The 23,902-nt window shown below is 31.9% G+C and carries 28 protein-coding genes; 26 read left to right on the top strand and 2 right to left on the bottom strand.

The genetic code is table 11. The annotated features are described in order from the left end of the window. From EOV51_RS00615 to EOV51_RS00580, 8 genes are all read left to right on the top strand, one after another. Window positions 1–864 (top strand): LpxL/LpxP family acyltransferase, encoded by an 864-nt coding sequence (locus EOV51_RS00615; RefSeq protein ID WP_128148801.1) that lies wholly within the window; start codon window positions 1–3, stop codon window positions 862–864. Between the two features lie 6 nt (window positions 865–870). Next, window positions 871–1,794 (top strand): dialkylrecorsinol condensing enzyme DarA, encoded by a 924-nt coding sequence (locus tag EOV51_RS00610; protein ID WP_128148799.1) that lies wholly within the window; start codon window positions 871–873, stop codon window positions 1,792–1,794. Next, the gene (locus EOV51_RS00605) at window positions 1,794–2,927 is read left to right on the top strand and encodes a beta-ketoacyl-ACP synthase III (RefSeq protein ID WP_128148797.1); all 1,134 of its coding nucleotides are present in this window, start codon (window positions 1,794–1,796) and stop codon (window positions 2,925–2,927) included. The genes EOV51_RS00610 and EOV51_RS00605 overlap by 1 nt, the downstream gene beginning before the upstream one ends. Window positions 2,928–2,931: 4 nt before the next feature. Beyond that, on the top strand, window positions 2,932–3,360 hold the full coding sequence (locus tag EOV51_RS00600; RefSeq protein WP_128148795.1) for a hypothetical protein: 429 nt from the start codon (window positions 2,932–2,934) through the stop codon (window positions 3,358–3,360). Between the two features lie 3 nt (window positions 3,361–3,363). After that, a complete protein-coding gene (locus EOV51_RS00595) occupies window positions 3,364–3,816 on the top strand; it encodes a hotdog family protein (protein WP_128148793.1) in 453 nt (150 codons plus the stop codon). Beyond that, complete coding sequence (locus EOV51_RS00590; RefSeq protein ID WP_128148791.1) at window positions 3,816–4,235, top strand: hypothetical protein; 420 nt, start codon at window positions 3,816–3,818, stop codon at window positions 4,233–4,235. The genes EOV51_RS00595 and EOV51_RS00590 overlap by 1 nt, the downstream gene beginning before the upstream one ends. After that, on the top strand, window positions 4,232–5,233 hold the full coding sequence (locus EOV51_RS00585) for a BtrH N-terminal domain-containing protein (RefSeq protein ID WP_128148789.1): 1,002 nt from the start codon (window positions 4,232–4,234) through the stop codon (window positions 5,231–5,233). Before EOV51_RS00590 ends, EOV51_RS00585 begins: the two co-directional genes overlap by 4 nt. Before the next feature lie 133 nt (window positions 5,234–5,366). Next, window positions 5,367–8,324 (top strand): PEP/pyruvate-binding domain-containing protein, encoded by a 2,958-nt coding sequence (locus tag EOV51_RS00580; protein WP_128148787.1) that lies wholly within the window; start codon window positions 5,367–5,369, stop codon window positions 8,322–8,324. A 58-nt stretch (window positions 8,325–8,382) separates the two neighbouring features. On the opposite strand, the gene EOV51_RS00575 is transcribed toward EOV51_RS00580, so the two are convergent. Then, window positions 8,383–9,717: an NADP-specific glutamate dehydrogenase gene (locus tag EOV51_RS00575; RefSeq protein ID WP_128148784.1), complete on the bottom strand. Its 1,335-nt coding sequence runs from the start codon at window positions 9,715–9,717 to the stop codon at window positions 8,383–8,385. A gap of 314 nt (window positions 9,718–10,031) precedes the next feature. Here EOV51_RS00575 and EOV51_RS00570 point away from each other — a divergent pair, with 314 nt between their 5' ends. The 12 genes from EOV51_RS00570 to EOV51_RS00515 all read left to right on the top strand — a co-directional run bounded on the left by EOV51_RS00570 (window position 10,032) and on the right by EOV51_RS00515 (window position 19,388). Continuing rightward, window positions 10,032–10,781 (top strand): ABC transporter ATP-binding protein, encoded by a 750-nt coding sequence (locus tag EOV51_RS00570; RefSeq protein WP_128148782.1) that lies wholly within the window; start codon window positions 10,032–10,034, stop codon window positions 10,779–10,781. Then, complete coding sequence (locus EOV51_RS00565) at window positions 10,774–12,066, top strand: ABC transporter permease (RefSeq protein ID WP_128148780.1); 1,293 nt, start codon at window positions 10,774–10,776, stop codon at window positions 12,064–12,066. The genes EOV51_RS00570 and EOV51_RS00565 overlap by 8 nt, the downstream gene beginning before the upstream one ends. Before the next feature lie 19 nt (window positions 12,067–12,085). Beyond that, complete coding sequence (locus tag EOV51_RS00560; RefSeq protein ID WP_128148778.1) at window positions 12,086–12,502, top strand: acyl-CoA thioesterase; 417 nt, start codon at window positions 12,086–12,088, stop codon at window positions 12,500–12,502. A 123-nt stretch (window positions 12,503–12,625) separates the two neighbouring features. Then, window positions 12,626–13,759, top strand: a complete 1,134-nt coding sequence (locus EOV51_RS00555) for a beta-ketoacyl synthase N-terminal-like domain-containing protein (RefSeq protein ID WP_128148776.1) — start codon at window positions 12,626–12,628, stop codon at window positions 13,757–13,759. A 7-nt stretch (window positions 13,760–13,766) separates the two neighbouring features. Further along, complete coding sequence (locus EOV51_RS00550; protein WP_128148774.1) at window positions 13,767–14,384, top strand: hypothetical protein; 618 nt, start codon at window positions 13,767–13,769, stop codon at window positions 14,382–14,384. Beyond that, the gene (locus EOV51_RS00545; protein ID WP_128148772.1) at window positions 14,378–14,635 is read left to right on the top strand and encodes a phosphopantetheine-binding protein; all 258 of its coding nucleotides are present in this window, start codon (window positions 14,378–14,380) and stop codon (window positions 14,633–14,635) included. Before EOV51_RS00550 ends, EOV51_RS00545 begins: the two co-directional genes overlap by 7 nt. Further along, the gene (locus EOV51_RS00540) at window positions 14,636–15,844 is read left to right on the top strand and encodes a beta-ketoacyl-[acyl-carrier-protein] synthase family protein (protein WP_128148770.1); all 1,209 of its coding nucleotides are present in this window, start codon (window positions 14,636–14,638) and stop codon (window positions 15,842–15,844) included. A gap of 219 nt (window positions 15,845–16,063) precedes the next feature. Continuing rightward, entirely contained in the window at window positions 16,064–16,318 is a 255-nt protein-coding gene (locus EOV51_RS00535) for a hypothetical protein (protein ID WP_128148768.1), read from the top strand. 334 nt (window positions 16,319–16,652) lie between these two features. Then, window positions 16,653–16,907, top strand: a complete 255-nt coding sequence (locus EOV51_RS00530; RefSeq protein WP_128148766.1) for a hypothetical protein — start codon at window positions 16,653–16,655, stop codon at window positions 16,905–16,907. 258 nt (window positions 16,908–17,165) lie between these two features. Then, entirely contained in the window at window positions 17,166–17,420 is a 255-nt protein-coding gene (locus EOV51_RS00525) for a hypothetical protein (RefSeq protein WP_128148764.1), read from the top strand. Window positions 17,421–17,577: 157 nt separating this feature from the next. Next, window positions 17,578–18,636 (top strand): beta-ketoacyl synthase N-terminal-like domain-containing protein, encoded by a 1,059-nt coding sequence (locus EOV51_RS00520; protein ID WP_128148762.1) that lies wholly within the window; start codon window positions 17,578–17,580, stop codon window positions 18,634–18,636. Further along, window positions 18,633–19,388: a polysaccharide deacetylase family protein gene (locus EOV51_RS00515; RefSeq protein WP_128148760.1), complete on the top strand. Its 756-nt coding sequence runs from the start codon at window positions 18,633–18,635 to the stop codon at window positions 19,386–19,388. Before EOV51_RS00520 ends, EOV51_RS00515 begins: the two co-directional genes overlap by 4 nt. Window positions 19,389–19,395: 7 nt before the next feature. Here the strand turns inward: EOV51_RS00515 and EOV51_RS00510 are convergent, their stop codons facing one another. Next, entirely contained in the window at window positions 19,396–20,037 is a 642-nt protein-coding gene (locus tag EOV51_RS00510) for a peroxiredoxin-like family protein (RefSeq protein WP_128148759.1), read from the bottom strand. A gap of 99 nt (window positions 20,038–20,136) precedes the next feature. On the opposite strand from EOV51_RS00510, the gene EOV51_RS00505 reads away from it, so the two are divergent. The 6 genes from EOV51_RS00505 to EOV51_RS00480 all read left to right on the top strand — a co-directional run bounded on the left by EOV51_RS00505 (window position 20,137) and on the right by EOV51_RS00480 (window position 23,895). After that, window positions 20,137–20,505, top strand: coding sequence for a winged helix-turn-helix transcriptional regulator (locus EOV51_RS00505; RefSeq protein ID WP_128148757.1), 369 nt, complete (start codon window positions 20,137–20,139; stop codon window positions 20,503–20,505). Between the two features lie 55 nt (window positions 20,506–20,560). Beyond that, on the top strand, window positions 20,561–21,193 hold the full coding sequence (locus EOV51_RS00500) for a LolA family protein (RefSeq protein ID WP_128148755.1): 633 nt from the start codon (window positions 20,561–20,563) through the stop codon (window positions 21,191–21,193). Continuing rightward, a complete protein-coding gene (locus EOV51_RS00495; protein WP_128148752.1) occupies window positions 21,174–21,788 on the top strand; it encodes a hypothetical protein in 615 nt (204 codons plus the stop codon). Before EOV51_RS00500 ends, EOV51_RS00495 begins: the two co-directional genes overlap by 20 nt. Window positions 21,789–21,853: 65 nt before the next feature. Next, window positions 21,854–22,243 carry a 3-hydroxyacyl-ACP dehydratase gene (locus EOV51_RS00490; RefSeq protein ID WP_128153258.1) on the top strand — a complete coding sequence of 130 codons (390 nt, stop codon included), beginning with the start codon at window positions 21,854–21,856 and terminating at the stop codon, window positions 22,241–22,243. Next, window positions 22,240–22,689: a hypothetical protein gene (locus tag EOV51_RS00485; RefSeq protein WP_128148750.1), complete on the top strand. Its 450-nt coding sequence runs from the start codon at window positions 22,240–22,242 to the stop codon at window positions 22,687–22,689. The genes EOV51_RS00490 and EOV51_RS00485 overlap by 4 nt, the downstream gene beginning before the upstream one ends. 18 nt (window positions 22,690–22,707) lie before the next feature. Continuing rightward, complete coding sequence (locus tag EOV51_RS00480; protein WP_128148748.1) at window positions 22,708–23,895, top strand: DUF2062 domain-containing protein; 1,188 nt, start codon at window positions 22,708–22,710, stop codon at window positions 23,893–23,895. The last annotated feature ends 7 nt before the right edge of the window (window positions 23,896–23,902 follow it).

The following is a 23,902-nucleotide window of genomic DNA, read 5'->3' as shown; positions in this document are numbered from 1 at the left end:
ATGGCAGAATGGGAAGGAAAATCAAAAGGTACCGTAACAGGATATAAGATTTTTACATTTATAATAAAAAAAATAGGATTAAATTCCGCATATTTCTTATTATTTTTTGTATCATTATACTATTGCCTGTTCAATTACAGGCAAACCAGAGAAATATACAAATATTTTCGCTTCCGTAGAAAAAACACCTTCCTAAATAGTATAGTAAATACTTACCGTAACAACTATGTTTTTGGACAAACCCTTATAGATAAAGTTGCTATTACTTCAGGCCTTGAAAATAAATTTACGTATGAGTTTGATGGAATTGAATTAATACATCAACTAGCACAGGAACAAAAAGGAGGGGTGATGATCAGTGCTCATATAGGTAACTTTGAAGTTTCTCAGCATTTTATGGATGAATTTGAAAAGAAAATTCATTTGGTCACTACAGACGAAGAAAGAAAAGCTATAAAAAAATATTTGGAAAGTGTCACCGCTAAACCTAAAATTGATTTTATTGTCGTACAAAATGATATGTCTCATATATTCAGAATTAACGAAGTTTTAAGTAATGAAGAAATCATATGTTTTACAGGAGATCGTTACTTTCCAGGAAACAAGACATTAGAAGCTGATTTTTTAGAACAAACTGCAAAATTCCCTGCAGGTCCGTTTCTTATCAGTTCCAGATTGCAATGTCCGGTTTTATTTGTTTATGTAATGAGAGAAAAAAATAAACATTATCATTTCTATGCAAGAAAAGCTGAATTTAAAAACAGAGATGCGCAGGGACTTTTAGAATCATATATTCATAATATTGAAGGAATGCTGGAAAAATATCCGTTACAATGGTTTAATTATTATAATTTTTGGAAATAACAAAAAATGAAAAACGTTTTAATAGTATATTATTCGCAAACAGGTCAGCAAAAAGATATAGTTGATAATATTGTCAAGCCTTTAGCCAAAGATGCTGAAGTAAAATTAACCTATTACCAGATTAAGCCCGTACATAAATTTCCTTTTCCTTGGACAAAAAATGAGTTTTTTGATGTATTTCCAGAGACTTTTTTACAAATCCCTATGGAGTTGGATACTCATGAAAATGATATTTTATCTGACCGTTACGATCTAATCATACTCAGCTATCAAATATGGTTTTTATCTGTTTCACTTCCGGTTATTTCTTTTTTAAAAAGCCATCAGGCTAAAAAGTTATTTGAAAATACCAATGTCATCACCATTATTGGCTGTAGGAATATGTGGGTAATGGCACAAGAAAAAATGAAACTGCAACTGGTAAATCTGAAAGCAAAACTTGTAGGGAATATAGTGTTTACTGACAAGCAAAACAATCATGTAAGTCTCATTACGCTTTTACATTGGTTATTCAAAGGAGAGAAAACTTCTTATCTGGGTATTTTTCCTAAGCCGGGTGTACCTGATAAAGATATAAATGAGTCTGATAAATTTGGAGAATCAATACTTGATTCTCTAAAAAAAGGAAAATGGAATCATCTTCAGGAACAACTTTTATCGAAAGGAGCAGTTCATGTAAAACCTCTTCTCGTTTTTATTGAGAAAAGAGGAACATTTCTATTTTCAAAATGGGCACGTTTTATTATAAAAAAAGGAGGGCCAGGACAAAAATCCAGAGAACCCTGGTTAAAAGTATTTTATTATTATCTTTTAATAGCCCTGTGGGGAATAGCTCCTGTAGTTACATTACTATTTAATTTAATATATTTGCCTACATATTTTCTATTTAAGAAAAGCGTTAACTATTATAAATCTGTAATTTTGAAATAATGAATGAAGTATACATAACTGCAGTTAGTAAGTTCTTACCTAATGAACCGATTACTAACGACAGGATGGAAGAAAAACTTGGATATATTAACGGAAAACCTTCTAAAGCTAAATCAATAGTTTTAAGAAATAATAAAATTACAACCAGATATTATGCAATTGCAGAAGATGGGACTCCTTCCCATAGTAATGCAGAGTTGGCGTTTGAAGCAATTAAAAACTTAATAAATTCAGGTGCTGTTAAAGAGGAAGATATAGAACTATTATCTTGCGGAAGTTCTACTCCGGATCAATTATTACCCTCACATGCCAGTATGATACATGGGATGTTTAAACATAATGTTGAAATAAACTCTGCAGCAGGAATTTGTACTTCAGGAATGAATGCATTAAAATTTGGTTACCTTTCCGTTTTATCCGGGAATACCGAAAATGCAGTTTGTGTCGGCTCTGAAAAACTTTCCTCCTGGATGAAAGCCGAAAAATTTAATCCTGAAATCGAAAATTTAACTCCATTAGAAGAAAATCCTATTATTGCTTTTGAAAAAGATTTTTTACGATGGATGCTTTCTGATGGTGCCGGCGCAGTTCTTCTGGAAAACAAGCCTAACGGAAAAACTCCATTAAAAATAAAATGGATTCATGCCATTTCCTATGCAAATGAATTGGAAACATGTATGTATGCCGGAGCATTAAAAAATGAGGACGGAACTCTTAAGCCATGGAGCGATATAAATCCTAAAATATGGTTGGACAAATCTGTTTTTTCTTTAAAACAAGATATCAAAATATTAAATAGTAACGTTATTCAAAAAGGAGCGTTGAGTGTAAAAAAAGCTTTTGAAAAACACTCATTTAACAAAGAAGAAATCACATATTTTTTACCACATATTTCTTCGTTTTACTTTAAAGATAAATTATATGAAGAGCTTGCGAATCTGGGACTTGAAATTCCAGAAGATAAATGGTTTATTAATCTAAATAAAGTAGGTAATGTTGGAGCAGCATCCAGTTATCTGCAATTGGAAGAGCTGGTTAATTCCGGTACTTTAAAGAAAGGAGATAAAATTATATTAGCGGTTCCGGAAAGTGGACGTTTTTCATATGTAAATGCTTTACTAGAAGTTTGCTAAAAGTATGGAAGCATTAGTTACTAAAGATAATATAAAAAAATTAATACCTCAGCGTGAGCCAGTATTGTTAGTTGATGAGCTGCTGAATTATTCAGAAGAAGATGCGACCTCTGTCTTTTTCATTCCTCAGGATCATATATTTGTTAATCAGGCGGGCTACTTAGAGGAAAGTGGTTTGATTGAAAATATGGCTCAGACAACTGCGATGCATATGGGATATGAATTTTACAAAAATGGAGTTCCGGCCCCGGAGGGTTATATTGGCTCAATTAGGAAATTACATGTATATGCACTTCCATTATCCGGCACATCTATTAAGACTCATATTACCAAGCTCAATGAAATCTTAGGAGTTGTCATTGTCAGTGCAGAAGTAATTTATAATGATAAAATAATAGCACAAGGAGAAATGAGACTCGTACAGTCTAACTGATTTATGAACGATTTTGATAAAATAGAAGAATATATCCCGCATAGGGCTCCCATTATAATGCTTGATAAAATTTTAAGTATTAAAGGGTTTGAGATAAAAACTTCTTATCAAATAAAAAAAGATTGTATTTTCGTAACAGAAGGTAAGCTTCAGGAAACAGGACTTATTGAAAATATGGCACAGACCAGTTTTGTCTTTTTGAAAGCACTTTTTGCTGATATAAATAATACTGATTTTCAGGATGAAGAAAAAACTTTAGGTTTCATCAGTTCAATAAAAAAATTGTCAATTATGGACTTGCCGGAAATAGGTGAAAAACTCATTACAACAACTGTAGTGGATTTGGTGTTTAAATCTCCGGAACTGAAAATCATAGATGTTAAAGGTTTTAGTTACAAAGGAAAACAAAAAGTTTTTGAATCTGAAATGAAAATGTTAGTACAAACTCAATCCTAATGAAAAAAGAACAAGTACCCCAAGATGAAGGAAATTTAGTCAAAAGCAATATAAAAGATTTATATTATGCTGTAGATGAGGAGGGAAAATATACTACGGTTTTAAGTACTGGCTGGGAAGCAAAAACCTTGGCTCAGGATGAGTCCATGGATTTAATAAAAGAAAGAGTAGAGGATGCCAGGTCTAAAGTTTTAGCAGGAGAATTAAGTCCTATTGCCTACTATATGGAAGTTAATAAAATGGATGTATCTATTTTGTCCAGCTATACACATATATGGAGTTGGTTTGTCAAAAGACATATGAAGCCCGCGAATTTTCATAAATTAAAGACTAAAACACTTCAAAAGTATGCCGAAGCTTTTGGTATAAACATAGAACAACTAAAAGACATTTCAAAATATCCGGGATTACAACAATGAAACTAGAGTTTGAACATCATCAATCGGCCCATTGCGAAAATGGAGTAGCGTCCAATCTATTAAAAAATAAAGGAGTTAATATATCAGAACCTATGGCTTTTGGAATAGGATCCGGTTTATTTTTTGTTTATTTACCTTTTTTAAGAGTAAATCATGCCCCTGGATTCAGTTACAGGCCTATGCCCGGATTTATTTTTAAAAGACTTTCAAAAAGGTTAGGATTTAAAATAGAAAGGAAAAAATTTTCCTCGCCACAAAAAGCTCAGTCAACATTGGATACTATGCTTGAAAATAAAATTCCTGTTGGCCTGCAGGTAGGAGTTTTCAACCTGGTATATTTTCCGGATGAATATAGATTTCACTTTAATGCTCATAATCTTGTAGTTTACGGAAAAGAAAAAGATAAATATTTAATCAGCGATCCTGTAATTGAATATCCGGTAGAGCTAACAGAAAAAGAACTGGAAAAAGTGAGATTTGCAAAAGGAGCGCTTCCACCTAAAGGACATATGTACTACCTGACTTACATTCCTGAAAAAATAAATTTAGAACAGGCTATCATTAAAGGAATTAAACAAACCTGCAATGATATGTTGGCTCCAGTACCCATAGTAGGGGTTAGAGCTATGAGGTGGGTAGCAAAAAATATAAAAAAATGGCCTAATAGTATTGGTATTAAAAAAACCAATCATTATTTAGGGCAGTTAATCAGAATGCAGGAGGAAATAGGCACCGGAGGAGGTGGTTTTCGGTATATCTATGCAGCCTTTTTACAAGAAGCATCTTCAGTATTAAAGAAACCGGAACTAAAAGAAATGTCTAAAGAAATGACGGAAATTGGAGATGAATGGAGAGATTTTGCTTTAAATATTTCACGTGTATATAAAAACCGAACTACCGGAAGTTCCATGTATGAAGAATTATCTAAGCAATTAATGAATTTATCCTACAGAGAAGAAGCTTTTTTTAAAAAATTAAAGACCATAATACGTCTTTAAATTGTACTCAATTAACTTCTCTGAATTCTACCTTAAATTTTATAGCTTTCGTTTGAAGCTTGGTTTTACATAAATTTGTATCTTTCTTCATTTATTAAGAAAAATGCAGATACTTACTTAATCCAAATTCAATATGCAAAATACGGCACAGGATCTGAAAAGATTTCAATTTAAAGATATCTCTTTTGCCAGTTTAATGACCAAAAGAATCTTCAATATACTTTTGATTGCTATAAAGTATGATCTGTTTATTCTCGAAGAAGATGGTAGAATAGACGAGCAGATATTTGATGAGTACACATCTCTTAATTTAAGATATCCACCAAGGTTTACTCAAGTGTCTACAGAAGAAGAAGCATTTGAGAATCTCAAAGATAATAGGTACGAACTGGTTATTTTTATGCCTAATATGGATGATATTGATATGTTTGGAACCGCCCGTCATATCAAAGAAAATTACCCTGAAATACCTATGGTAGTTTTAACTGCTTTTTCTAAAGAAGTATCTAAGCGTTTATCAGTAGCAGATTTAAGTTTTGTTGATTATGTTTTTAGCTGGTTGGGGAATTCCAACTTACTTTTAGCTATAATCAAGCTTATAGAAGACTCTATGAACGTGGAACATGACGTACAGACAGTAGGAGTGCAGGTTATATTGCTGGTGGAAGACTCTGTTAGATTTTATTCCTCAGCGTTAGCCTCTTTATTTCAAATAGTTTTAGAAGAATCTAAGGAGTTTTCAAAAGAAGCATTGAATGAGCACCAGAAAATGCTTAGGATGAGAGGAAGACCTAAAATTTTGTTAGCAAGAAGTTACGAAGAAGCCAGCCAGATATACGAACAGTATAAAGGCAATATGCTGGGAGTTATTACCGATATGAGTTATAAACGGGAGGGAGTAAAAGAAAAACTGGCAGGCTATTATTTAGCAAAGTGGATACGAGAGCAAGACCAGTTTTTGCCTATCATTTTCAATTCATCGGATCCAACTAATATAGAATATGCACAAAAGTTAAATTGTTACTTTATAGATAAAAATTCCAAAAGCTATCCTCATGATCTGAGAGAAAAAATTGTAGAGCAACTAGGTTTTGGAGACTTTGTAATTATCAATCCTCAAACAAAAGAAGAAATTTACAGATTAAGAAGTTTAAAAGACTTACAACGAACGATTATGCAGATTCCGGATGATTCATTGAAGTATCATATGTCGCATAATCATTTTTCAAGGTTTCTTTATTCCATAGCTATTTTCCCTATTGCGGAAATGTTGAGAAGGATTAATATAGAAAACACGAGTCTTGATGATGCTCGTCAGCTGATATACTATTCAATCATTGAATATCGTAGAATGAAAAATACAGGAGTAATTGCTGTTTTTGATAAAGATCGGTTTGACGAATATTCTGAATATGCACGTATCGGAGACGGATCTTTAGGAGGAAAAGGAAGAGGATTGGCTTTTTTAGGAAATATAATCAAAACCCATCTGGAACTAAATGAGTATTCCAATTTTCCCGTAACAATTCCTAAAACAGTAGTATTGTGTACGGATATATTTGATGAGTTTATGGAAAAGAATAAATTATATTCCATTGCGCTTTCAGATGCTGAAGATCAGGAAATACTGCATCATTTTCTAAAAGGAGAATTACCGGAAAGATTAGATGAAGATTTTCTGGCATTTTTTAATGCTATCAAAACACCATTGGCAGTTCGTTCCTCAAGTTTGCTTGAAGATTCTTACTATCAGCCATTTGCTGGAATTTATTCAACTTATATGGTTCCCAACCTTGAAGACAGAGGGAAAATGTTGCAGCTGGTAAAAGATGCAGTCAAATCAGTGTATGCATCCGTGTTTTATAAAGACAGTAAAGCATATATGACAGCAACACACAATGTTATTGATGAAGAGAAAATGGCCATTGTTTTGCAAGAAGTAGTTGGAAGTCAATTTGGAAATAAATTTTATCCAACACTATCAGGAGTTACTCGCTCATTAAATTTTTATCCCATTGATTATGAAAAAGCAGAGGAGGGCATTGTAAACATAGCATTTGGGTTAGGAAAATATATTGTTGATGGAGGAACCACACTTAGGTTCTCTCCCTATCACCCTAATAACATTCTTCAGTTAAGTACTGTAGAGTTTGCTTTAAAAGAAACCCAGAGGCAGTTCTATGCGCTTAATATGGAAGATATTGATAGTGAATTCACGATTAATGACGGCTTTAATCTTCTCAAATTAAATATAAAGGAAGCAATCGGTGACGGTTCATTAAGATATGTAGTATCTACATATGAACCTATGGAGCAAATTATTTATGATGGATTTTATGAAGGAGGAAGAAAAATTATATCCTGTGCCGGCATTTTACAACACGAACTTTTTCCATTATCTATCATGCTGCAAAAAATTCTTAAAATTACAAAAGAAGAAATGGGAAGAGATATAGAAATTGAGTTTGCTGTAAATATATTAGATAAAGAAAAAGCTGCTTTTTATCTCTTACAGATACGCCCAATTGTTCATAACAAAGAAGTTATGAATGAAGATTTGTCTCAGATTCCCGAACAGCAAACTATTTTAACCTCAAATAATGCTTTAGGAAATGGTATTGTAGATGATGTGTATGATATAATATATGTCAAGTCCGAAGGATTTAATGCATCCAATAATCAACAGATAGCCTACGAAATTGAAAAACTAAACAAAGATTTTACGGAAGGAGACAGAGGATATGTGCTGGTTGGTCCCGGAAGATGGGGAAGTAGCGATCCCTGGCTAGGAATTCCTATAAAATGGTCTTACGTAACCAATGCAAGACTTCTCGTTGAATCCGGATTGGAAAATTACCGTATTGAACCCAGTCAGGGAACTCATTTTTTTCAGAATCTTACCTCGTTTGGAGTAGGATACTATACTATCAATTCATATCATGAAGGAGAAGGAACTTTCGACGAAAAATATCTGAATGAACAGCCAGCCATTTTCGAATCACAGTTTATAAGGCACATTCGATTTAATCAGCCTATTATTATTAAAACCAACGGCAAGAAAAAATGCGGTCTTGTATTGAAACCGGAATAATAAAAAAGGCAGTTTTTAAACTGCCTTTTTTATCTTTTAAGAAATAGGATTAATAAAGTTAAACAATTCCTTGAGCGATCATGGCCTTGGCAACTTTCATAAATCCGGCTATATTAGCTCCGTTTACGTAATTAATAAAACCATCATCTTCCTGTCCATATTTGACACAACTTTCATGTATATCAGACATAATTTTTTTAAGTTTATTATCAACTTCTTCCTGTGACCAGCTCAGCCTTTCTGAGTTTTGAGACATTTCAAGTCCTGAAACAGAAACTCCTCCGGCGTTAGCTGCTTTTCCCGGAGCATATAAAATTTTTGCTTCAAGGAAAACTTCTACAGCATCAGGAGTAGAAGGCATATTTGCTCCTTCAGAAACTGCTAGTACTCCATTAGAAATAAGAGCAACCGCGTCATCTCCGTTTAATTCATTCTGAGTAGCAGAAGGAAGGGCTATATCCGCTTTTTCATTCCAAGGTCTTCCGCCATCGACATATTTACAATTATACTTTTCAGCATATTCACGTATCCTGCCTCTGTAAATTTCTTTCAATTCCTTCACGAATTCTAATTTTTCAGTTGTTATTCCATCCGGATCGTAAATATATCCGTTAGAATCAGAAAGTGTTACAGGGATAGCACCCAATTCAATGAGTTTTTCACACGTATAAAGAGCAACATTTCCAGATCCGGAAACAAGACATTTTTTCCCTTTAATACTTATATTTTTGGTTTTCAGCATTTCAAGAAGGAAATAAACATTTCCGTAGCCTGTAGCTTCGGGTCGTATTAACGAACCTCCAAAAGTTAATCCTTTACCGGTAAAAGTACCAGTAAACTCACGGGCTAATTTTTTATACATACCAAACATGTAAGCAACTTCCCGTCCACCTACACCAATATCACCGGCAGGAACATCCGTATCAGGACCAATATGCTTCCAGAGTTCTGTCACAAAAGCCTGGCAGAATCTCATTATTTCTGTATTAGATTTACCCTTGGGATTAAAATCAGATCCACCTTTACCGCCTCCCATAGGTAAAGTAGTTAGCGCATTTTTGAAAGTTTGTTCAAAAGCTAAAAATTTAAGTATGGAAAGGTTAACGGAAGAGTGAAATCTAAGCCCGCCCTTATAAGGACCTATCGCATTATTATGCTGTACCCTGTATCCCATATTAGTTATTACTTGTCCTTTATCATCTACCCAGGTAACTCTGAATGTAAATATTCTTTCAGGAATACAAAGTCTTTCAATCAGGTTTGTCTTTTCAAATTCAGGATGTTGGTTGTAAACATTTTCTATTGATTCCAAAACTTCTTTTACAGCCTGAAGATATTCTGGTTCATTAGGGAACCTGCGTTTTAGATTATCTAATACTTGTGGTGTTTTCATTGATGTTTTACGTATGATTTAGGTTGATAGAATGATTTTTCTAATTTGCACACTAACTTGGAAGTCAGATAACATAATCTAGATATAAATTTAGTTTAATTTTAGAATTTAAGAAAGTATTTTTTAAATAATAACGATAGAAAAAATAAAAAGTAAGCTTTTATTTCGTTTTATATGATAACAAATAAAAAAAGGTTTTCAGGATTATTTTGTTTAATTTACTTATAATCAGTTATATGTGTTTAGTTTTAAAAACTAATAGCAATGAAAAGAAAGACCAGCTATAATATCATATAATTTTCTAATTTTGCAACATGCCTATAATTGAAGTCAACAGTTTACATAAAATTTTTAAAGGGAATCAATATTTCACTATAAATAATTTAAACCTGACTATCAAAAGGCATCAGGTTTATGGATTATTAGGGCCTAACGGAGCTGGGAAAACTACACTTATATCAATTCTTTGTGGGTTGTTAAACCCTACTTCAGGAACGGTTCTGTTAAATGGATTATCATATAGAAAAGATGCAAGGAAAATTCAGAACTTTATAGGAGTGGTTCCTCAGGAATATGCATTGTATCCAACTCTTACTGCCTATGAAAATCTTACTTATTTCGGAAGTCTTTTCGGAATTCCTTCTCATGAATTAAAATTTAGAATTAATGAAGGGTTAAATGAAGTTGGCTTATCAGAATTTGCTCATAAGCAAATACGTACATTTTCTGGTGGAATGAAAAGACGGATCAATATTTTATCAGGCATTTTACATAAACCGGAAATTATTTTTTTAGATGAACCAACGGTAGGGGTAGATGTACAGTCAAAAGAGTCTATTATGAATTATTTAAAGCGTTTAAATAAGGAAGGAGCAACAATTATATATACTTCTCACCATTTAAACGAAGCTCAAAATTTTTGTTCTCAGATTGCTATTATTGATTTGGGAAAAATTATAGCACAAGGCACACCGAAACAATTAATAGAAAGTGTTGATGGAGCCGAAAATCTGGAGAATGTATTTATAAATCTTACAGGTAAAGAATTAAGGGATTATGCGTAAGCTTGTAGCATCAGTAATAAAAGAATTACTTCTGTTAATTAGAGACTGGGGTGGTTTAGCAGTTTTGTTTATCATGCCTTCAATTTTAATTGTTATTGTAACCCTTATACAAAATAGCACCTTTAAAGCTGTAGGAGAAGCTAAAATGCCTATAATATTAGTAGATAATGATAAAGGCGATATTGCTAAAATAATAGAACGGGATTTAAAGAGCTCCAGTTTTTTTGAAATTGTCAGCTCTGACAACGGGAAGATGCTTACCGAGCATCAGGCTCGTACCTGGGTGAGTGAAGGGAAATTTCAGATAGCAATAATTGTTCCTGCAGGATTGAGTAAACAAATTAACACCAGAGTTGAAGAGAATGTAGATAAAATATTAGAGCAATTTACAGGAGAAGAAAGCAACCAAGAAAATACTGAGGTTGAAAATCAACAAAAATGGAAACCCCAGGAAATTGTCATATATTTTGATCCGGCAGCAGGACAAACTTTCAGAAATTCGGTTAAAAACACTATAGATAAAATGGTTGCCGAAATAGAATCAAGCAAGGTTTATGAAATTTTTCAGGAGAAAATGGATATTAATGTAGCTCAGGAACTATCCAATAATTCTCTGCTCTCTTTTAAAGAAATTATTGCTCAGCAAGGAAAAGACGCGGTTATACCTAATGCCGTACAACATAACGTACCTGCCTGGTCGTTATTCGGAATATTTTTTATTATTATACCCCTGGCAAGTAATATAGTCAAAGAAAAAAATTCAGGAACTTTTATAAGGTTAAGAACCAGTCCTGTTTCCTATACACTAATATTAACAGGTAAAATAATAACTTATAGCCTGATTTGTCTGCTTCAATTTTCATTAATGCTTTTAATCGGAATTTTTATTTTTCCATATCTGGGACTAATTCCTTTTGATACAGGAAACAGACTTATCGAAATGTTTATCATAGCACTTTGTTCAGGCCTATCAGCGATAGGACTAGGTATACTAATAGGAACTATCGCCCGTACTCAGGAGCAGACAGCACCTTTTGCAGCCATATTGGTAATTATTTTAGCGGCACTGGGTGGTGTATGGGTACCTACCTTCATTATGCCGGAATTTATGCAGAAAATCTCTGTGTTAACTCCTATGAATTGGGGATTGTCTTCTTTTTATGATATTATATTAAGAAATAGTTCATTGCTTCAGGTCTATCCGAACTTATTGTTTTTATTATCTTTTTTCATTTTGATATTATGGTTGTCAGTATTTTACAATAATAAGAGGAATTCGATTTAAACATATGTAAAAAAAGTTTATGCTAAAAGATATTACAAATTTTACCGTACGATTTAACGAAGTTGATTCTTTAGGCATTGTATGGCACGGACATTATGTTACTTATTTTGAAATAGGAAGAGAATCTTTCGGTAAAAAATATGGCATAACTTATATGGATGTCAAAAAAAATGGAGTGGTTATACCTGTAGTTCATTGTCAGTGCGATTATAAACAATCTTTAAAATACGGAGATACAGTAAATATAGAAACACGTTTTGTAAATACATCTGCTGCAAAAATAATATTTGAATATATAATTTCACATCATGACAGAGGACTCATTGCAACAGGTAAGACCATTCAGGTATTTACAGATCTTCAAGGGGAACTGCAACTAAATAATCCGATATTCTTTGAAAATTGGAAAAAGAATTATAATTTGGAGAATAGTTGAAAACCGGAAAGACAGATTCAATTATCTGTATGTACATAAACCACAAAAACCTTTCTGATATCTGGAATCGTATTTAAATATATCATAAACAATAATTGTAAATTTGCTGATAGAAATATTTTTATGGAAGACGTTTTTATTACAGGAGATCACATAATATCCCCGTTGGGGAATACATCCCTGGAAAATTTCTCAAGGATTATGCACAACGAATCCGGAATTCAATTGCATCACAGTCCGGATATTCATGAGACTTCTTTTTATTCCTCTTTAATAGACGAAGAAACAGTGTCTGAAATAAAAAAAAGGATTAAAAATTCAGATAAATTTACAAGACTGGAAAATCTAATTATATATTCCATTCAGACACTTATCGAAAGCAATTCAATACCTTTAGATGACAAAACCTTACTGATTCTTTCCAGCACCAAAGGTAATATTTCATTACAGGGAAGGAATACTCAATTTCCGGGAGAGAGAGTGTATTTATCAGTTATGGGTCAGGTGATTCAAGATTATTTTAAGCATCGGAATTCCGTAGTTATTATTTCCAATGCCTGCATATCAGGCTCGTTGGCAATTTCAGTAGCCAGAGATTTACTTCAGAGTCCTCAGTATGAAAGAGCTATTGTGATAGGAGCTGATGAAATTTCCAAATTTATTTTTTCCGGATTTTCTTCATTCCAGGCAGTGAGTCCAGAACCTTGCCGACCTTTTGATAGTGATCGTTCCGGCGTAACCTTAGGGGAAGCAGTAGCTTCTGTATATTTAAGCAAAAAACCAAAAGAAGGAGCTTTTTTAATTGAGGGAGTAGGATCTTTTAACGATGCCAATCATATATCGGGTCCCTCAAGAACGGGAGAAGGATTATACAGAAGTATCGAACAGGCTTTTAAAGATTCTGAAAATCCAGATCCTGGATTTATCTCGGCTCATGGAACAGCAACCCTGTATAATGATGAAATGGAATCAATAGCTTTTGGAAGAGCAAACCTTTTAGATATACCGGTAAATAGTTTTAAAGGATACTATGGGCATACATTGGGGGCTAGCGGAATACTGGAAACCATTTTAAGCATCCATTCTTTACATAATCAAATGCTTATTAAATCAATGGGTTATTTCCAGCAAGGAACTTCTCAGGCTCTTAATATTATCAAAGAGAATTCAGAATCAAATATAAAATCCTTTCTGAAAACAGCTTCAGGCTTTGGTGGAAGTAATATAGCAACTTTATTTACAAAATATAATTCCTAGTATTGAAATGGAAAATACACATCGAATAAGTACCTATTGCCTGATTAGGAATAATAAAGTTATATGTGATAGTGAAATACGTTTTAGTGTAGAGAAATCTGTTTCAACATCAGATTTTTTTAAAGAATTGTATCGTTATCAATCCTTAGAATATCCTAAATTTCATAAAATGGATCTACTTTGTAAAGGTTCGTTTTTAGCAACGGAATTTATTGTAGAAAAACAACCCATTACAGGCCAAAATGTTCCTCTAATCATTTCAAATTTCTCATCCAGTGGAGTTTCAGACTCCAAACATGCACAAATGATTTACAGAGAAGAGGATCCGCTTGCAAGCCCCTCTGTTTTTGTATATACTTTGCCTAATATTCTTATGGGAGAAATTAGCATAAGGCATAAACTTCACAGTGAAAATATTTTTTATATCTTTGACTCCTTTAATGCCGGTTTTTTAACAAAATATAATGAACAAATACTAGCCTCTGGTAAAGCTGAAAAAATACTGAGCGGCTGGGTTGAAGTTACAGAAGAAAGTTTTGATATTTTTTTATATCTGGTGGAAAAAAAAGGAAAATATTTACATAGTAAAGAGCAAATTTTAGAATTATATAAACAGAAATTATGACACTTAAAGAAGAATTAAAAAATAAAATTATCACTCAATTAAATCTTGAAGACATAACTCCCGAAGATATTCAGGATGATACACCTCTGTTCGGGGACGGATTAGGATTAGATTCTATAGATGCTCTTGAACTTATTGTATTACTAGATAAAACGTATGGAATTAAATTAGCTGATCCTAAAGCTGGGCGTAAGATATTTCATACTATTCAAACCATGTCTGATTATATCGAAGAGCACAGGACAAAATAAATGCAACCGATTAAAAAAATAGCAATTACAGGAGCCGGTATTATTTCAGCCATAGGAAATAATGTTCAGGAGAATTACAATGCTCTGATAAATGAGAAATCTGGAATCGGAGACATACAATTTCTTGAAACTTATTATCAAGGTAAATTATTGGCAGGAGAGGTTAAATATACTAACGAACAGTTGTACTCGCTTTTAGGATTACAACCCGAGAAACCCTTTACCCGTACTTCGCTATTAGCGTTAATGGCCGCTCAGGAAGCTTGCAAATCTGCTAACATTAGTTCTGCTGATCAAATATCGACCGGACTCATATCAGCTACCACAGTAGGAGGTATGGACGCTTCTGAAAAATATTATAATGAATATTTAATATCTGATGAGCACCTCAAATATATTCCTACTCATCATTGCGGATATCATACAGAACAACTGGCGGATTATTTAGGGATTACAGGATTTATCACTACTCTAAGTACTGCTTGTTCATCCGCAGCCAATGCTATAATGCTCGGAGCCCGTATGTTGGCTTCAGGTAAATTGGACAGGGTAATCGTTGGTGGAGCTGATGCTCTTTCAAAATTTACCCTCAACGGATTCAATTCATTAATGATTTTTTCGGATGAACTTTGCAAACCTTTTGATGAAAACAGAAAAGGTTTGAATTTAGGTGAGGCGGCAGCTTATCTGGTATTAGAATCTGAATTTTCACTAAAAAAAACAGGAAATGTTCCCTTGGCATATATTTTAGGGTACGGGAATGCTAATGATGCATTTCATCAAACTGCATCATCTGAGGACGGTGAAGGAGCTTTCTTAGCCATGAATAAAGCTTTGGAGACTTCAGGGCTAAAAAGTGAGCAGGTTGATTATATTAATGTTCATGGAACAGCTACTCCTAATAATGATTTAACGGAAGGGAAAGCCATACTCAGAATATTCGGAGGAAAAGAAAAAGTACCTCCTTTTAGTTCTACTAAAGCATTCACCGGACATACATTAGCTGCTGCTGGAGCTATAGAAGCTGTTTTTTCTGTTTTAGCTTTACAAAATCAGATTATATATCCCAATCTGAATTTTGAAAATAAAATAAAAGAATTGGATATTATTCCATGTTTGAAGCTACAGTCTGCAAAACTTCAACATATTTTATCAAATTCATTAGGATTTGGTGGAAATTGTACTTCATTGTTAATTTCAGGACATTAAGCGTACAAATCTAGTTTTAATACATCTATTGTAATTGTAAAGTCAATAATTTAACCTAAATATTTAGATATTTTCGTATTTATCTTATTTTTAGAAGTTTCTATAAAAAAGCTTTCTTTATTTAAATTTATTCTAATTACAAATTAGTGGTTTTGAGTTATTTAGAATTAATCTTATTGATTTTATCTCTAATTTTGTCTCAGTTAAAAAATTAAAATTATGGATTTAAAGTTAGCAAACTGTTGTGGAAATTGTGAACATTTGATGAAAGGTCAGTTATGTTCAGTTAAAGAGATTGGAGTAGGAGAAAATCAGGTATGTAACTCTTTTGAATTTAAAGCAGTAGCTCATCCTGATGATGATTGTCTGAAATGTTCAAAATTCCAGACAAACAATTGTGCACACCCAAAAGAAGCCAGTGAAGGTATCTTGTGTACAGTTTGGTATCCACGCATGCATACAGTAGCTTCATAAGCTAAAGTATAATATTTTTTTTGAGCACAAAAGCCAATATTGGCTTTTGTGCTTTTTGTTTTTAAAAAAACGCTATAATTTAAGGAAGCTTATCTGTAGAGTTATCAATGTTTTTATTTTTAATAATCTTACATGTGTCAGATTATATATTGAGCATCAACTCAATTTAAAGTAAAAAGTTAAATTTTCAGTATTTATCTTATTTTTAGAAGTTTCTATAAAAAAGCTTTCTTTATTTAAATTTATTCTAATTACAAATTAGTGGTTTTGAGTTATTTAGAATTAATCTTATTGATTTTATCTCTAATTTTGTCTCAGTTAAAAAATTAAAATTATGGATTTAAAGTTAGCAGACTGTTGTGGAAATTGTGAACATTTGATGAAAGGTCAATTATGTTCAGTGAAAGAGATTGCTGTAGGAGAGAATCAGGTATGTAACTCTTTTGAATTTAAAGCAGTAGCTCATCCTGATGATGATTGTCTGAAATGTTCAAAATTCCAGACTAAAAACTGTGCACACCCTACAGAAGCAAGTGAAGGTATATTATGTACAGTTTGGTATCCGCGTGCGAATACAGTAGCTTCGTAAGCTAAAGTATAATATTTTTTTTGAGCATAAAAGCCTATATAGGTTTTTATGCTTTTTTATTTTCAATTGGTATTAGTGCTATAGGCAAATTAAAGAATGTTTTATAACTCTTCTATATAGTATATAATGTTTATGAAATTAAAGAGTATTCCAATTTTATTTAAATTTATTCTAATTACAAATTAGTGGTTTTGAGTTATTTAGAATTGATCTTATTGATTTTATCTCTAATTTTGTCTCAGTTAAAAAATTAAAATTATGGATTTAAAGTTAGCAGACTGTTGTGGAAATTGTGAACATTTGATGAAAGGTCAATTATGTTCAGTAAAAGAGATTGGAGTAGGAGAAAATCAGGTATGTAACTCTTTTGAATTTAAAGCAGTAGCTCATCCTGATGATGATTGTCTGAAATGTTCAAAATTCCAGACAAATAACTGTGCACACCCTAGAGTAGCTAGTGAAGGTATATTATGTACAGTTTGGTATCCGCGCATGCATACAGTAGCTTCGTAAGCTAAAGTATAATATTTTTTTTGAGCATAAAAGCCTGAATAGGTTTTTATGCTTTTTTATTTAGATAAACGAATGACTTTAGTTTCTTCAATAAGTTTTAAATCTTTTTTATTTGTGTATTTTTGTTCTTTAAATAGTCTGTAACATAAAGAATGCTATGATTCCCATATATATAAATGGTTTAGGTTGTATATCTATTCAGCCGACATATCAGGAAGGATATTTCTTAGAGCCGATAAATGATTATTCCAATACAAGTATGATCAATGCTGTAGAACCCAACTACAAAGAAATTATTCCACCTATGCAATTAAGACGTATGGGAAAAAGTATAAAAATGGCGTCGTATGCAGCTAATAAAGCTATGGAAGAAGCAGGGGTTAAAAACCCTGATGCTATTATAACCGGTACGGGTTTAGGATGCCAGCGGGACTCTGAAAAATTTATTGAATCTATGCTGGAAGATCATGAACAATCTATAAATCCAACACCGTTTATTCAATCTACTCATAATATGGCTGCCGCAGCAGTAGCCCTATCCATAGGCTGTAAGAATTATAACATGACATATACAGATGGAACAACTTCGTTTGATTCTGCATTGTTGGATGCTTGTCTATATATTTCGGAAAGAGGAGAACAATCAGTTCTAGTAGGAAGTGTTGATGAAAATGCAGATAAATTCAGTTTGTTTTTTGATAAAGCAGGATTTTTAAAAAAAAGTGATCAGGAGCTATCCAGGCTTTTAAAATCTCAAACCCGGGGGACCATATATTCAGAAGGAGCAACATTTTCAATTATTTCAGATAAACCTACCGAGAAAACCTATGCAAAAATTATTGATGTTGAAAAAAATTACAATCCTGTGAACATAACAGAATTTATTTCTGATTTTTTAAATAGAAACGGACGCGAAGTAGAGGATATTGATGCAGTTATGTTAGGATACAATGGAGATAGAGAGGATACAAATAGTTATAATAAAGTAGCGCAAACTTTGTTTAAAAACAATTTACAGTTAGGGTATAAACATGTTTTTGGAGAAAATGATTCTTCATCTGCTTTTGCATTTTGGATGGCAGCTCAAATATTAAAAAAACAACAGATTCCGCAAATAATTAAGTTAAATCAGAAAGATGTCAATGAGGTAAAGACCATTTTAATCTATCATCAAAAAGAAAATAAAAATCATAGTTTATTATTATTAGAAAAATGAAATTCGGAATAACTCTGTTTCTGGTTTTATTTACTTTTTTGGCTTGTTGGTTAAAAATTATACCTATTCTGTGGGGAGCATTTTTTTTAGTAATTGAAATTAGCCTGATTGTAATAGGGATAACCTGTATTCAGACTAATTTTTTTATCAAAGGATTTCATAAGCTTAAAACAGATGGTAAAAAAGAAATTGCAATTACTTTTGATGACGGTCCTAATCCGGATTTTACCTTAAGAGTTTTAAAATTGTTAAAAAAATACAATTGCAAAGCCACTTTTTTTTGTGTAGGCAAAAATTTAAAATTATATCCAGAAATTGCAAAAACGATTGTTGCAGATGGCCATGCCATAGCAAATCATAGTTATACTCATTCCCAATATATTGATTTTAAACTATCCTCAGGCTGGACAGAAGAATTAAGGCTAACTCAGGAGGAAATTGCAAAAATTACAGGAGAGAAAAAGTCTATTTTTCGACCTCCTTACGGAATAACAACCCCTCATCTGGCTCACGCTGTAAAAAAAATGAACCTTACAGTTGTTGGATGGTCGGTCAGGCCTTACGATACCCTATCACAGCCAATAAAAATAATCACTGATAAAATAAAAAATAAGACAAAAAATGGAAGTATCCTTTTACTTCATGATTCTCACTCCCGAACTATTCCTATTCTGGAAATAATCATTCCCTATTTTTTGTCTCTGGGTTACCAATTTGTGACTATAAATGAAACATCAGATTTAAAAGGTTAGCCATCTTCTATAAATTTAGAAGTATATCCTCAGGATTTATCCTTTCCGTATAATCAGGATTTACATAAGAATATATAATTTCATGATTTTTATTAATTATAAAAACTGCAGGAATAGGGAGAAGATTACAAGAGTGTTCATTATAATCTGAAAAGTAAATACCCAGTTGGTTGTAATAGGGAATTACAAAATCTTGTACAGAAAATGAAATACCCAGCAGACTTGCATAAACATTTCCTTTGTCAATTAAAATGTCAAAACTTAATTGAAGTTTTTTTTGAATATCCAGACTTTGATTTATATTTTGAGGAGATATACCCAAAAGCAATGAATTTTTATTTTTTATTAATGGAATAAGCTCATCTAATGCTTTTAATTCAAGATTACAATACGGACACCAGCTCCCTCTAAAAAAGACCAATATAAGCTTGTCATATTCTTTAAATATCTTGTTAGAATTTATGGGTTTGCCTAATGTAGAATCTAAATTGAAAAAAGGAATTTTCTTTCCTTTTTTCAAGAATTTCCACTCCAGACTTTTTTCTTTCAAATCAAGAATTGAACGTTGAAATGCATTTTGAATTTCTTTAGGAAGCTGTTTTACCAGTTCTGCATTTAATTTTTCTAATTGTTTTTTTAACTTTGACATACGTAAGAATTTTTAGCTAACGAATGCAAAAATTCAAAAAAATTAAATGATGCACAATAACGCATATTTTTATCCCCTAGGGATTTATAAGTCAATATTATGAATAAAAAGACACCTGCTATACAAAATAAAGTTTGCCCTTTGGAATTTGCAGTAAATACAATAAGCGGAAAATGGAAAATCCCAATCTTATGGCAGATGAATGAAGGCAAAAAAAGACCCAGTGAATTTTTGAGAGGTATTATGAACGTGGATAGAAGAGTACTAAATCAGCAGTTAAAAGAAATGTTGGAAGATGGTCTCATAAAAAAACAAAACTTTAATGAATTACCACCAAGAGTTGAATATACGCTTACAGAACTGGGAGAAGAATTAGTTAAAGTTCTTTGGCAATTAAACAATTGGGGGAAATTATTAATAGAGAAAAAAACTATAATTAAAATTCAAAATTCTCAGGATTTAAGTTGAATCAAATTTAAAAACATATTTTTGCATAAATTAAACTTCATTTAATTGTTATATCATGAGAAATCATAACAAACTAATAGTGGTTCTTTTATTAATTTCTACGTGTATGTTAGGGCAGAAAAAAGCTTTGACCTCTTCAGAAATTAAAGCATTAAAAATTAATGTCGAGAATTATTCATCAAAAATTAGTTCTTTAGAATCTAATTTTTTTCAGGTTAAGCATATGGATTTTATGGAAAAAGACATAAAGTCATCAGGGAAACTTTATTTTAAATCAGGAAATGTACGATGGGAATATTCCTCACCCTATAATTATTATATGATTTTGAAAAATAACAAAATGCATATAAATGATAATGGCAAAAAAAAAGAAATGAATATGTCATCAAGTGAAATGCTAAAAGAGCTCAGTAAGGTAATTTCCGGAACCATACAAGGTAAAAACATTTTCGATGAAAGTAAATTTCAAATAAATTATTATAAAGTTTTAGAACACTACCAAGTAGTTATGGTTCCAAAAGATAAAAATATTAAAAAATATATAAAACAGGTGGAAATAGGTCTTAGCGGAAATACGTATTTAGTAAATACAATTAAAGTTATGGAACCTACTGAAGATTATACAATTATTACATTTAGTAATCAGAAAAAAAATAATACTATTTCCGATGCGAAATTTAATTTTTAGTTATTTACTTTTACTGGTAATGGGTTCTTGCTGTTCTTATAATCAGTCATTTACAAAAGTTAATACAATCGTTGAAACATATACGCCTAATTATTTAACAGATAAAAACATTGAAAAAGTATTTAGAATAAATATTAATATATACGATCATGATCTCAGTGGAATTTTAGCGATAAAAAAAATAAATGAAGAACATTATCGGGTAGCAGTACTTACTGAAATAGGCGCTAAACTTATCGATTTTGAATTAATAAAGGAACAGCTAAAACTAAATTATGCTATAGAACAACTTAATAGAAAAATAATCTTAAACGTATTTAAGCGCGATTTTTTACTATTACTAAATCAAAACACTAACGTTGTAAATCAATATGAATATAAAGAATATACTGTATATGAATCATTGCTTGAAAAGAAAAGCGTATACTATTATATTTCAAAACAATCAGATAATTTAGAGAAAACAGTTTATGCATCAAAGAAAAAATCAAAAATAAGCCTAGATTTTGTTTATAATAAGTCAGATTTTCCGGATGTTGAGATAAGGCATAATGCTGTTAAGTTACAAATTAATTTAAAAGTACTTGAGAATTAGGATAGTAAATTTCGATTGAAAAAATGATTGAAAAATAATTACATTTGCCGAAATATTTTGAACGTATGATAGAGCTGAAGAATTCACTTTTGGAAAATTTTTATGAAATTGAACATTTTTCAGAAATTGAAAAAAATAAATTTACAGTACGTATAAGTCTGAATAAAGAACACAAAATTTTTGAAGGACACTTTCCCGGGCACCCTGTAACTCCGGGTGTATGCATGATGCAGATTATAAAAGAAGTAACAGAAGGTTACTTAAACGTCTCTTTACAATTGCAAACTGCTGAGAATATAAAATTTATGGCAATTATCAATCCGGAAGAAAATTCTAAAATTGGAATGGATTTTGACATTAAGGAAGAAGATAATAACATTTCACTAAAAAGCGTAACTTATTTTGAAGAAACTGTTGCTTTAAAATTTAGTGGAATCTATAACAAAAAATTATGAAAACGTATTTATTAACATTATTTTCAATATTTTCTCTTTTCCTTTCAGCTCAGCCTTCAGTGTCAGAAGTTCGAGAGTCTTACAGAACAGCTGTAGATTCAGAAGAAAAAGCAGATGCATTTTTTAATAGTCTAAAATCTGTGCAACAATCTAACGGTACTGTTTTAATGGCTTACAAAGGAGCTGCGTATATGCTTTTGGCAAGATATGAGCCTTTACTAAAGAAAAAAGGACAGATAAAAAATGGAAGAGCATGGATTGAATCTTACATTAAAGCTCATCCTAATGATATAGAAGCCCGTTTTGTACGTTTGACTATTCAGCAAAATCTACCTAAAATTGCCGGTTATAATCAAAATATTGATGAAGATAAGGATTTTATAAAGAAAAAAATCACGAGTGTGAATGATGCTCAGCTTAAAAAAATGCTGGAAACCTTAAAATAAAATTTAAAACTAAATGCCTTGGAACACAACAACTGTCTGCACAGCATAAATGCATGTGTTGTAATTCCTACTTACAATAATTGTAATACACTTTCAAGAGTCATTGAAGGAACACTTCAATACACAAAAGATATTATTATAGTTAATGATGGTTCTACGGATTTAACTACTCAAATACTTCAATCGTATGAGGGATTAGAAATAATTGAACACACGATTAATAAAGGAAAAGGCGAGGCTCTGAAAAGTGGTTTTTCCAAAGCAGTTGAACTTGGATTTGATTTTGCGTTTACAATTGATTCTGATGGGCAGCATTATCCTGATGATATTCCTTCATTTGTTAACGAAATCCTTACTAACGGGGAAGCTCTTCTTATAGGCGCAAGAAACATGGATCAGGAAGGAGTGCCTAAATGTAGTAGTTCAGGTAATAAAATTTCAAACTTCTGGTACTGGTTTGAAACAGGGGTGAAATTATCCGACACTCAGTCCGGTTTTAGAATTTACCCTATTAAAAAGCTCAAAAGCATAAAATGCTATACCTCAAAATACGAGTTTGAAATTGAAATAATTGTACGCGCTTCATGGAGTGGTATTAAAGTGAAGAATATTCCCATAAAAGTTTTGTATGACGAAACGGAAAGAGTCTCACATTTCAGACCCTATATGGATTTTAGTCGTATATCTTTACTTAATACGGTATTAGTAATAATATCATTGCTTTATATAAAGCCTAGAGATTACTTGAGGAAATTTAAGAATAAAGGATTTAAACGCTTTTTTTTTGAAGATTTGTTACATAGTCAGGATACTCCCTTAAAAAAATCTTTTTCGGTAGCTTTAGGCATTTTGATAGGTCTATCTCCACTTTGGGGATTTCATGCAGTGACCGCTATTTTTTTAGCTGTTATGTTTCGGCTTAATAAGTTTATTGCCTTTGCTTTTTCGAATATAAGCCTGCCACCTTTAATTCCATTTATTGTATATGCTGGATGTGCAACAGGTAATTTTTTATTGGGAAATAAAGAAATGGAATTTAAATGGGATGATTTTGATTCTTATTCCAATACTGCTGGGAATCATATTTTAGAATACATTGTTGGTAGTATCATTTTTAGTATTATCTGCTCTTTTTTAGCTGGAGTTGTTACATATTTCATATTAGATAATAAAAAAAGTGAAAATTTTATACAGACCCATAACTAAACAAGTG

The organism is Apibacter raozihei (genome assembly GCF_004014855.1).
Lineage (GTDB): Bacteria > Bacteroidota > Bacteroidia > Flavobacteriales > Weeksellaceae > Apibacter > Apibacter raozihei.
The sequence above is the reverse complement of the archived record's forward strand: the minus strand, read 5'-3'. Positions and strand labels throughout refer to the sequence as shown.

Bases quoted from the DNA above. Each gene is read 5' to 3' on its own strand.
- EOV51_RS00515 (WP_128148760.1), top strand. From the start codon at position 18,633: ATGAAATTCGGAATAACTCTGTTTCTGGTTTTATTTACTTTTTTGGCT.
- EOV51_RS00580 (WP_128148787.1), top strand. From the start codon at position 5,367: ATGCAAAATACGGCACAGGATCTGAAAAGATTTCAATTTAAAGATATC.
- EOV51_RS00610 (WP_128148799.1), top strand. From the start codon at position 871: ATGAAAAACGTTTTAATAGTATATTATTCGCAAACAGGTCAGCAAAAA.
- EOV51_RS00500 (WP_128148755.1), top strand. From the start codon at position 20,561: ATGAGAAATCATAACAAACTAATAGTGGTTCTTTTATTAATTTCTACG.
- EOV51_RS00525 (WP_128148764.1), top strand. From the start codon at position 17,166: ATGGATTTAAAGTTAGCAGACTGTTGTGGAAATTGTGAACATTTGATG.
- EOV51_RS00495 (WP_128148752.1), top strand. From the start codon at position 21,174: ATGCGAAATTTAATTTTTAGTTATTTACTTTTACTGGTAATGGGTTCT.
- EOV51_RS00555 (WP_128148776.1), top strand. From the start codon at position 12,626: ATGGAAGACGTTTTTATTACAGGAGATCACATAATATCCCCGTTGGGG.
- EOV51_RS00585 (WP_128148789.1), top strand. From the start codon at position 4,232: ATGAAACTAGAGTTTGAACATCATCAATCGGCCCATTGCGAAAATGGA.
- EOV51_RS00490 (WP_128153258.1), top strand. From the start codon at position 21,854: ATGATAGAGCTGAAGAATTCACTTTTGGAAAATTTTTATGAAATTGAA.
- EOV51_RS00535 (WP_128148768.1), top strand. From the start codon at position 16,064: ATGGATTTAAAGTTAGCAAACTGTTGTGGAAATTGTGAACATTTGATG.
- EOV51_RS00540 (WP_128148770.1), top strand. From the start codon at position 14,636: ATGCAACCGATTAAAAAAATAGCAATTACAGGAGCCGGTATTATTTCA.
- EOV51_RS00605 (WP_128148797.1), top strand. From the start codon at position 1,794: ATGAATGAAGTATACATAACTGCAGTTAGTAAGTTCTTACCTAATGAA.
- EOV51_RS00600 (WP_128148795.1), top strand. From the start codon at position 2,932: ATGGAAGCATTAGTTACTAAAGATAATATAAAAAAATTAATACCTCAG.
- EOV51_RS00565 (WP_128148780.1), top strand. From the start codon at position 10,774: ATGCGTAAGCTTGTAGCATCAGTAATAAAAGAATTACTTCTGTTAATT.
- EOV51_RS00560 (WP_128148778.1), top strand. From the start codon at position 12,086: ATGCTAAAAGATATTACAAATTTTACCGTACGATTTAACGAAGTTGAT.
- EOV51_RS00505 (WP_128148757.1), top strand. From the start codon at position 20,137: ATGAATAAAAAGACACCTGCTATACAAAATAAAGTTTGCCCTTTGGAA.
- EOV51_RS00615 (WP_128148801.1), top strand. From the start codon at position 1: ATGGCAGAATGGGAAGGAAAATCAAAAGGTACCGTAACAGGATATAAG.
- EOV51_RS00510 (WP_128148759.1), bottom strand. From the start codon at position 20,037: ATGTCAAAGTTAAAAAAACAATTAGAAAAATTAAATGCAGAACTGGTA.
- EOV51_RS00485 (WP_128148750.1), top strand. From the start codon at position 22,240: ATGAAAACGTATTTATTAACATTATTTTCAATATTTTCTCTTTTCCTT.
- EOV51_RS00520 (WP_128148762.1), top strand. From the start codon at position 17,578: ATGATTCCCATATATATAAATGGTTTAGGTTGTATATCTATTCAGCCG.
- EOV51_RS00595 (WP_128148793.1), top strand. From the start codon at position 3,364: ATGAACGATTTTGATAAAATAGAAGAATATATCCCGCATAGGGCTCCC.
- EOV51_RS00590 (WP_128148791.1), top strand. From the start codon at position 3,816: ATGAAAAAAGAACAAGTACCCCAAGATGAAGGAAATTTAGTCAAAAGC.
- EOV51_RS00550 (WP_128148774.1), top strand. From the start codon at position 13,767: ATGGAAAATACACATCGAATAAGTACCTATTGCCTGATTAGGAATAAT.
- EOV51_RS00530 (WP_128148766.1), top strand. From the start codon at position 16,653: ATGGATTTAAAGTTAGCAGACTGTTGTGGAAATTGTGAACATTTGATG.
- EOV51_RS00570 (WP_128148782.1), top strand. From the start codon at position 10,032: ATGCCTATAATTGAAGTCAACAGTTTACATAAAATTTTTAAAGGGAAT.
- EOV51_RS00575 (WP_128148784.1), bottom strand. From the start codon at position 9,717: ATGAAAACACCACAAGTATTAGATAATCTAAAACGCAGGTTCCCTAAT.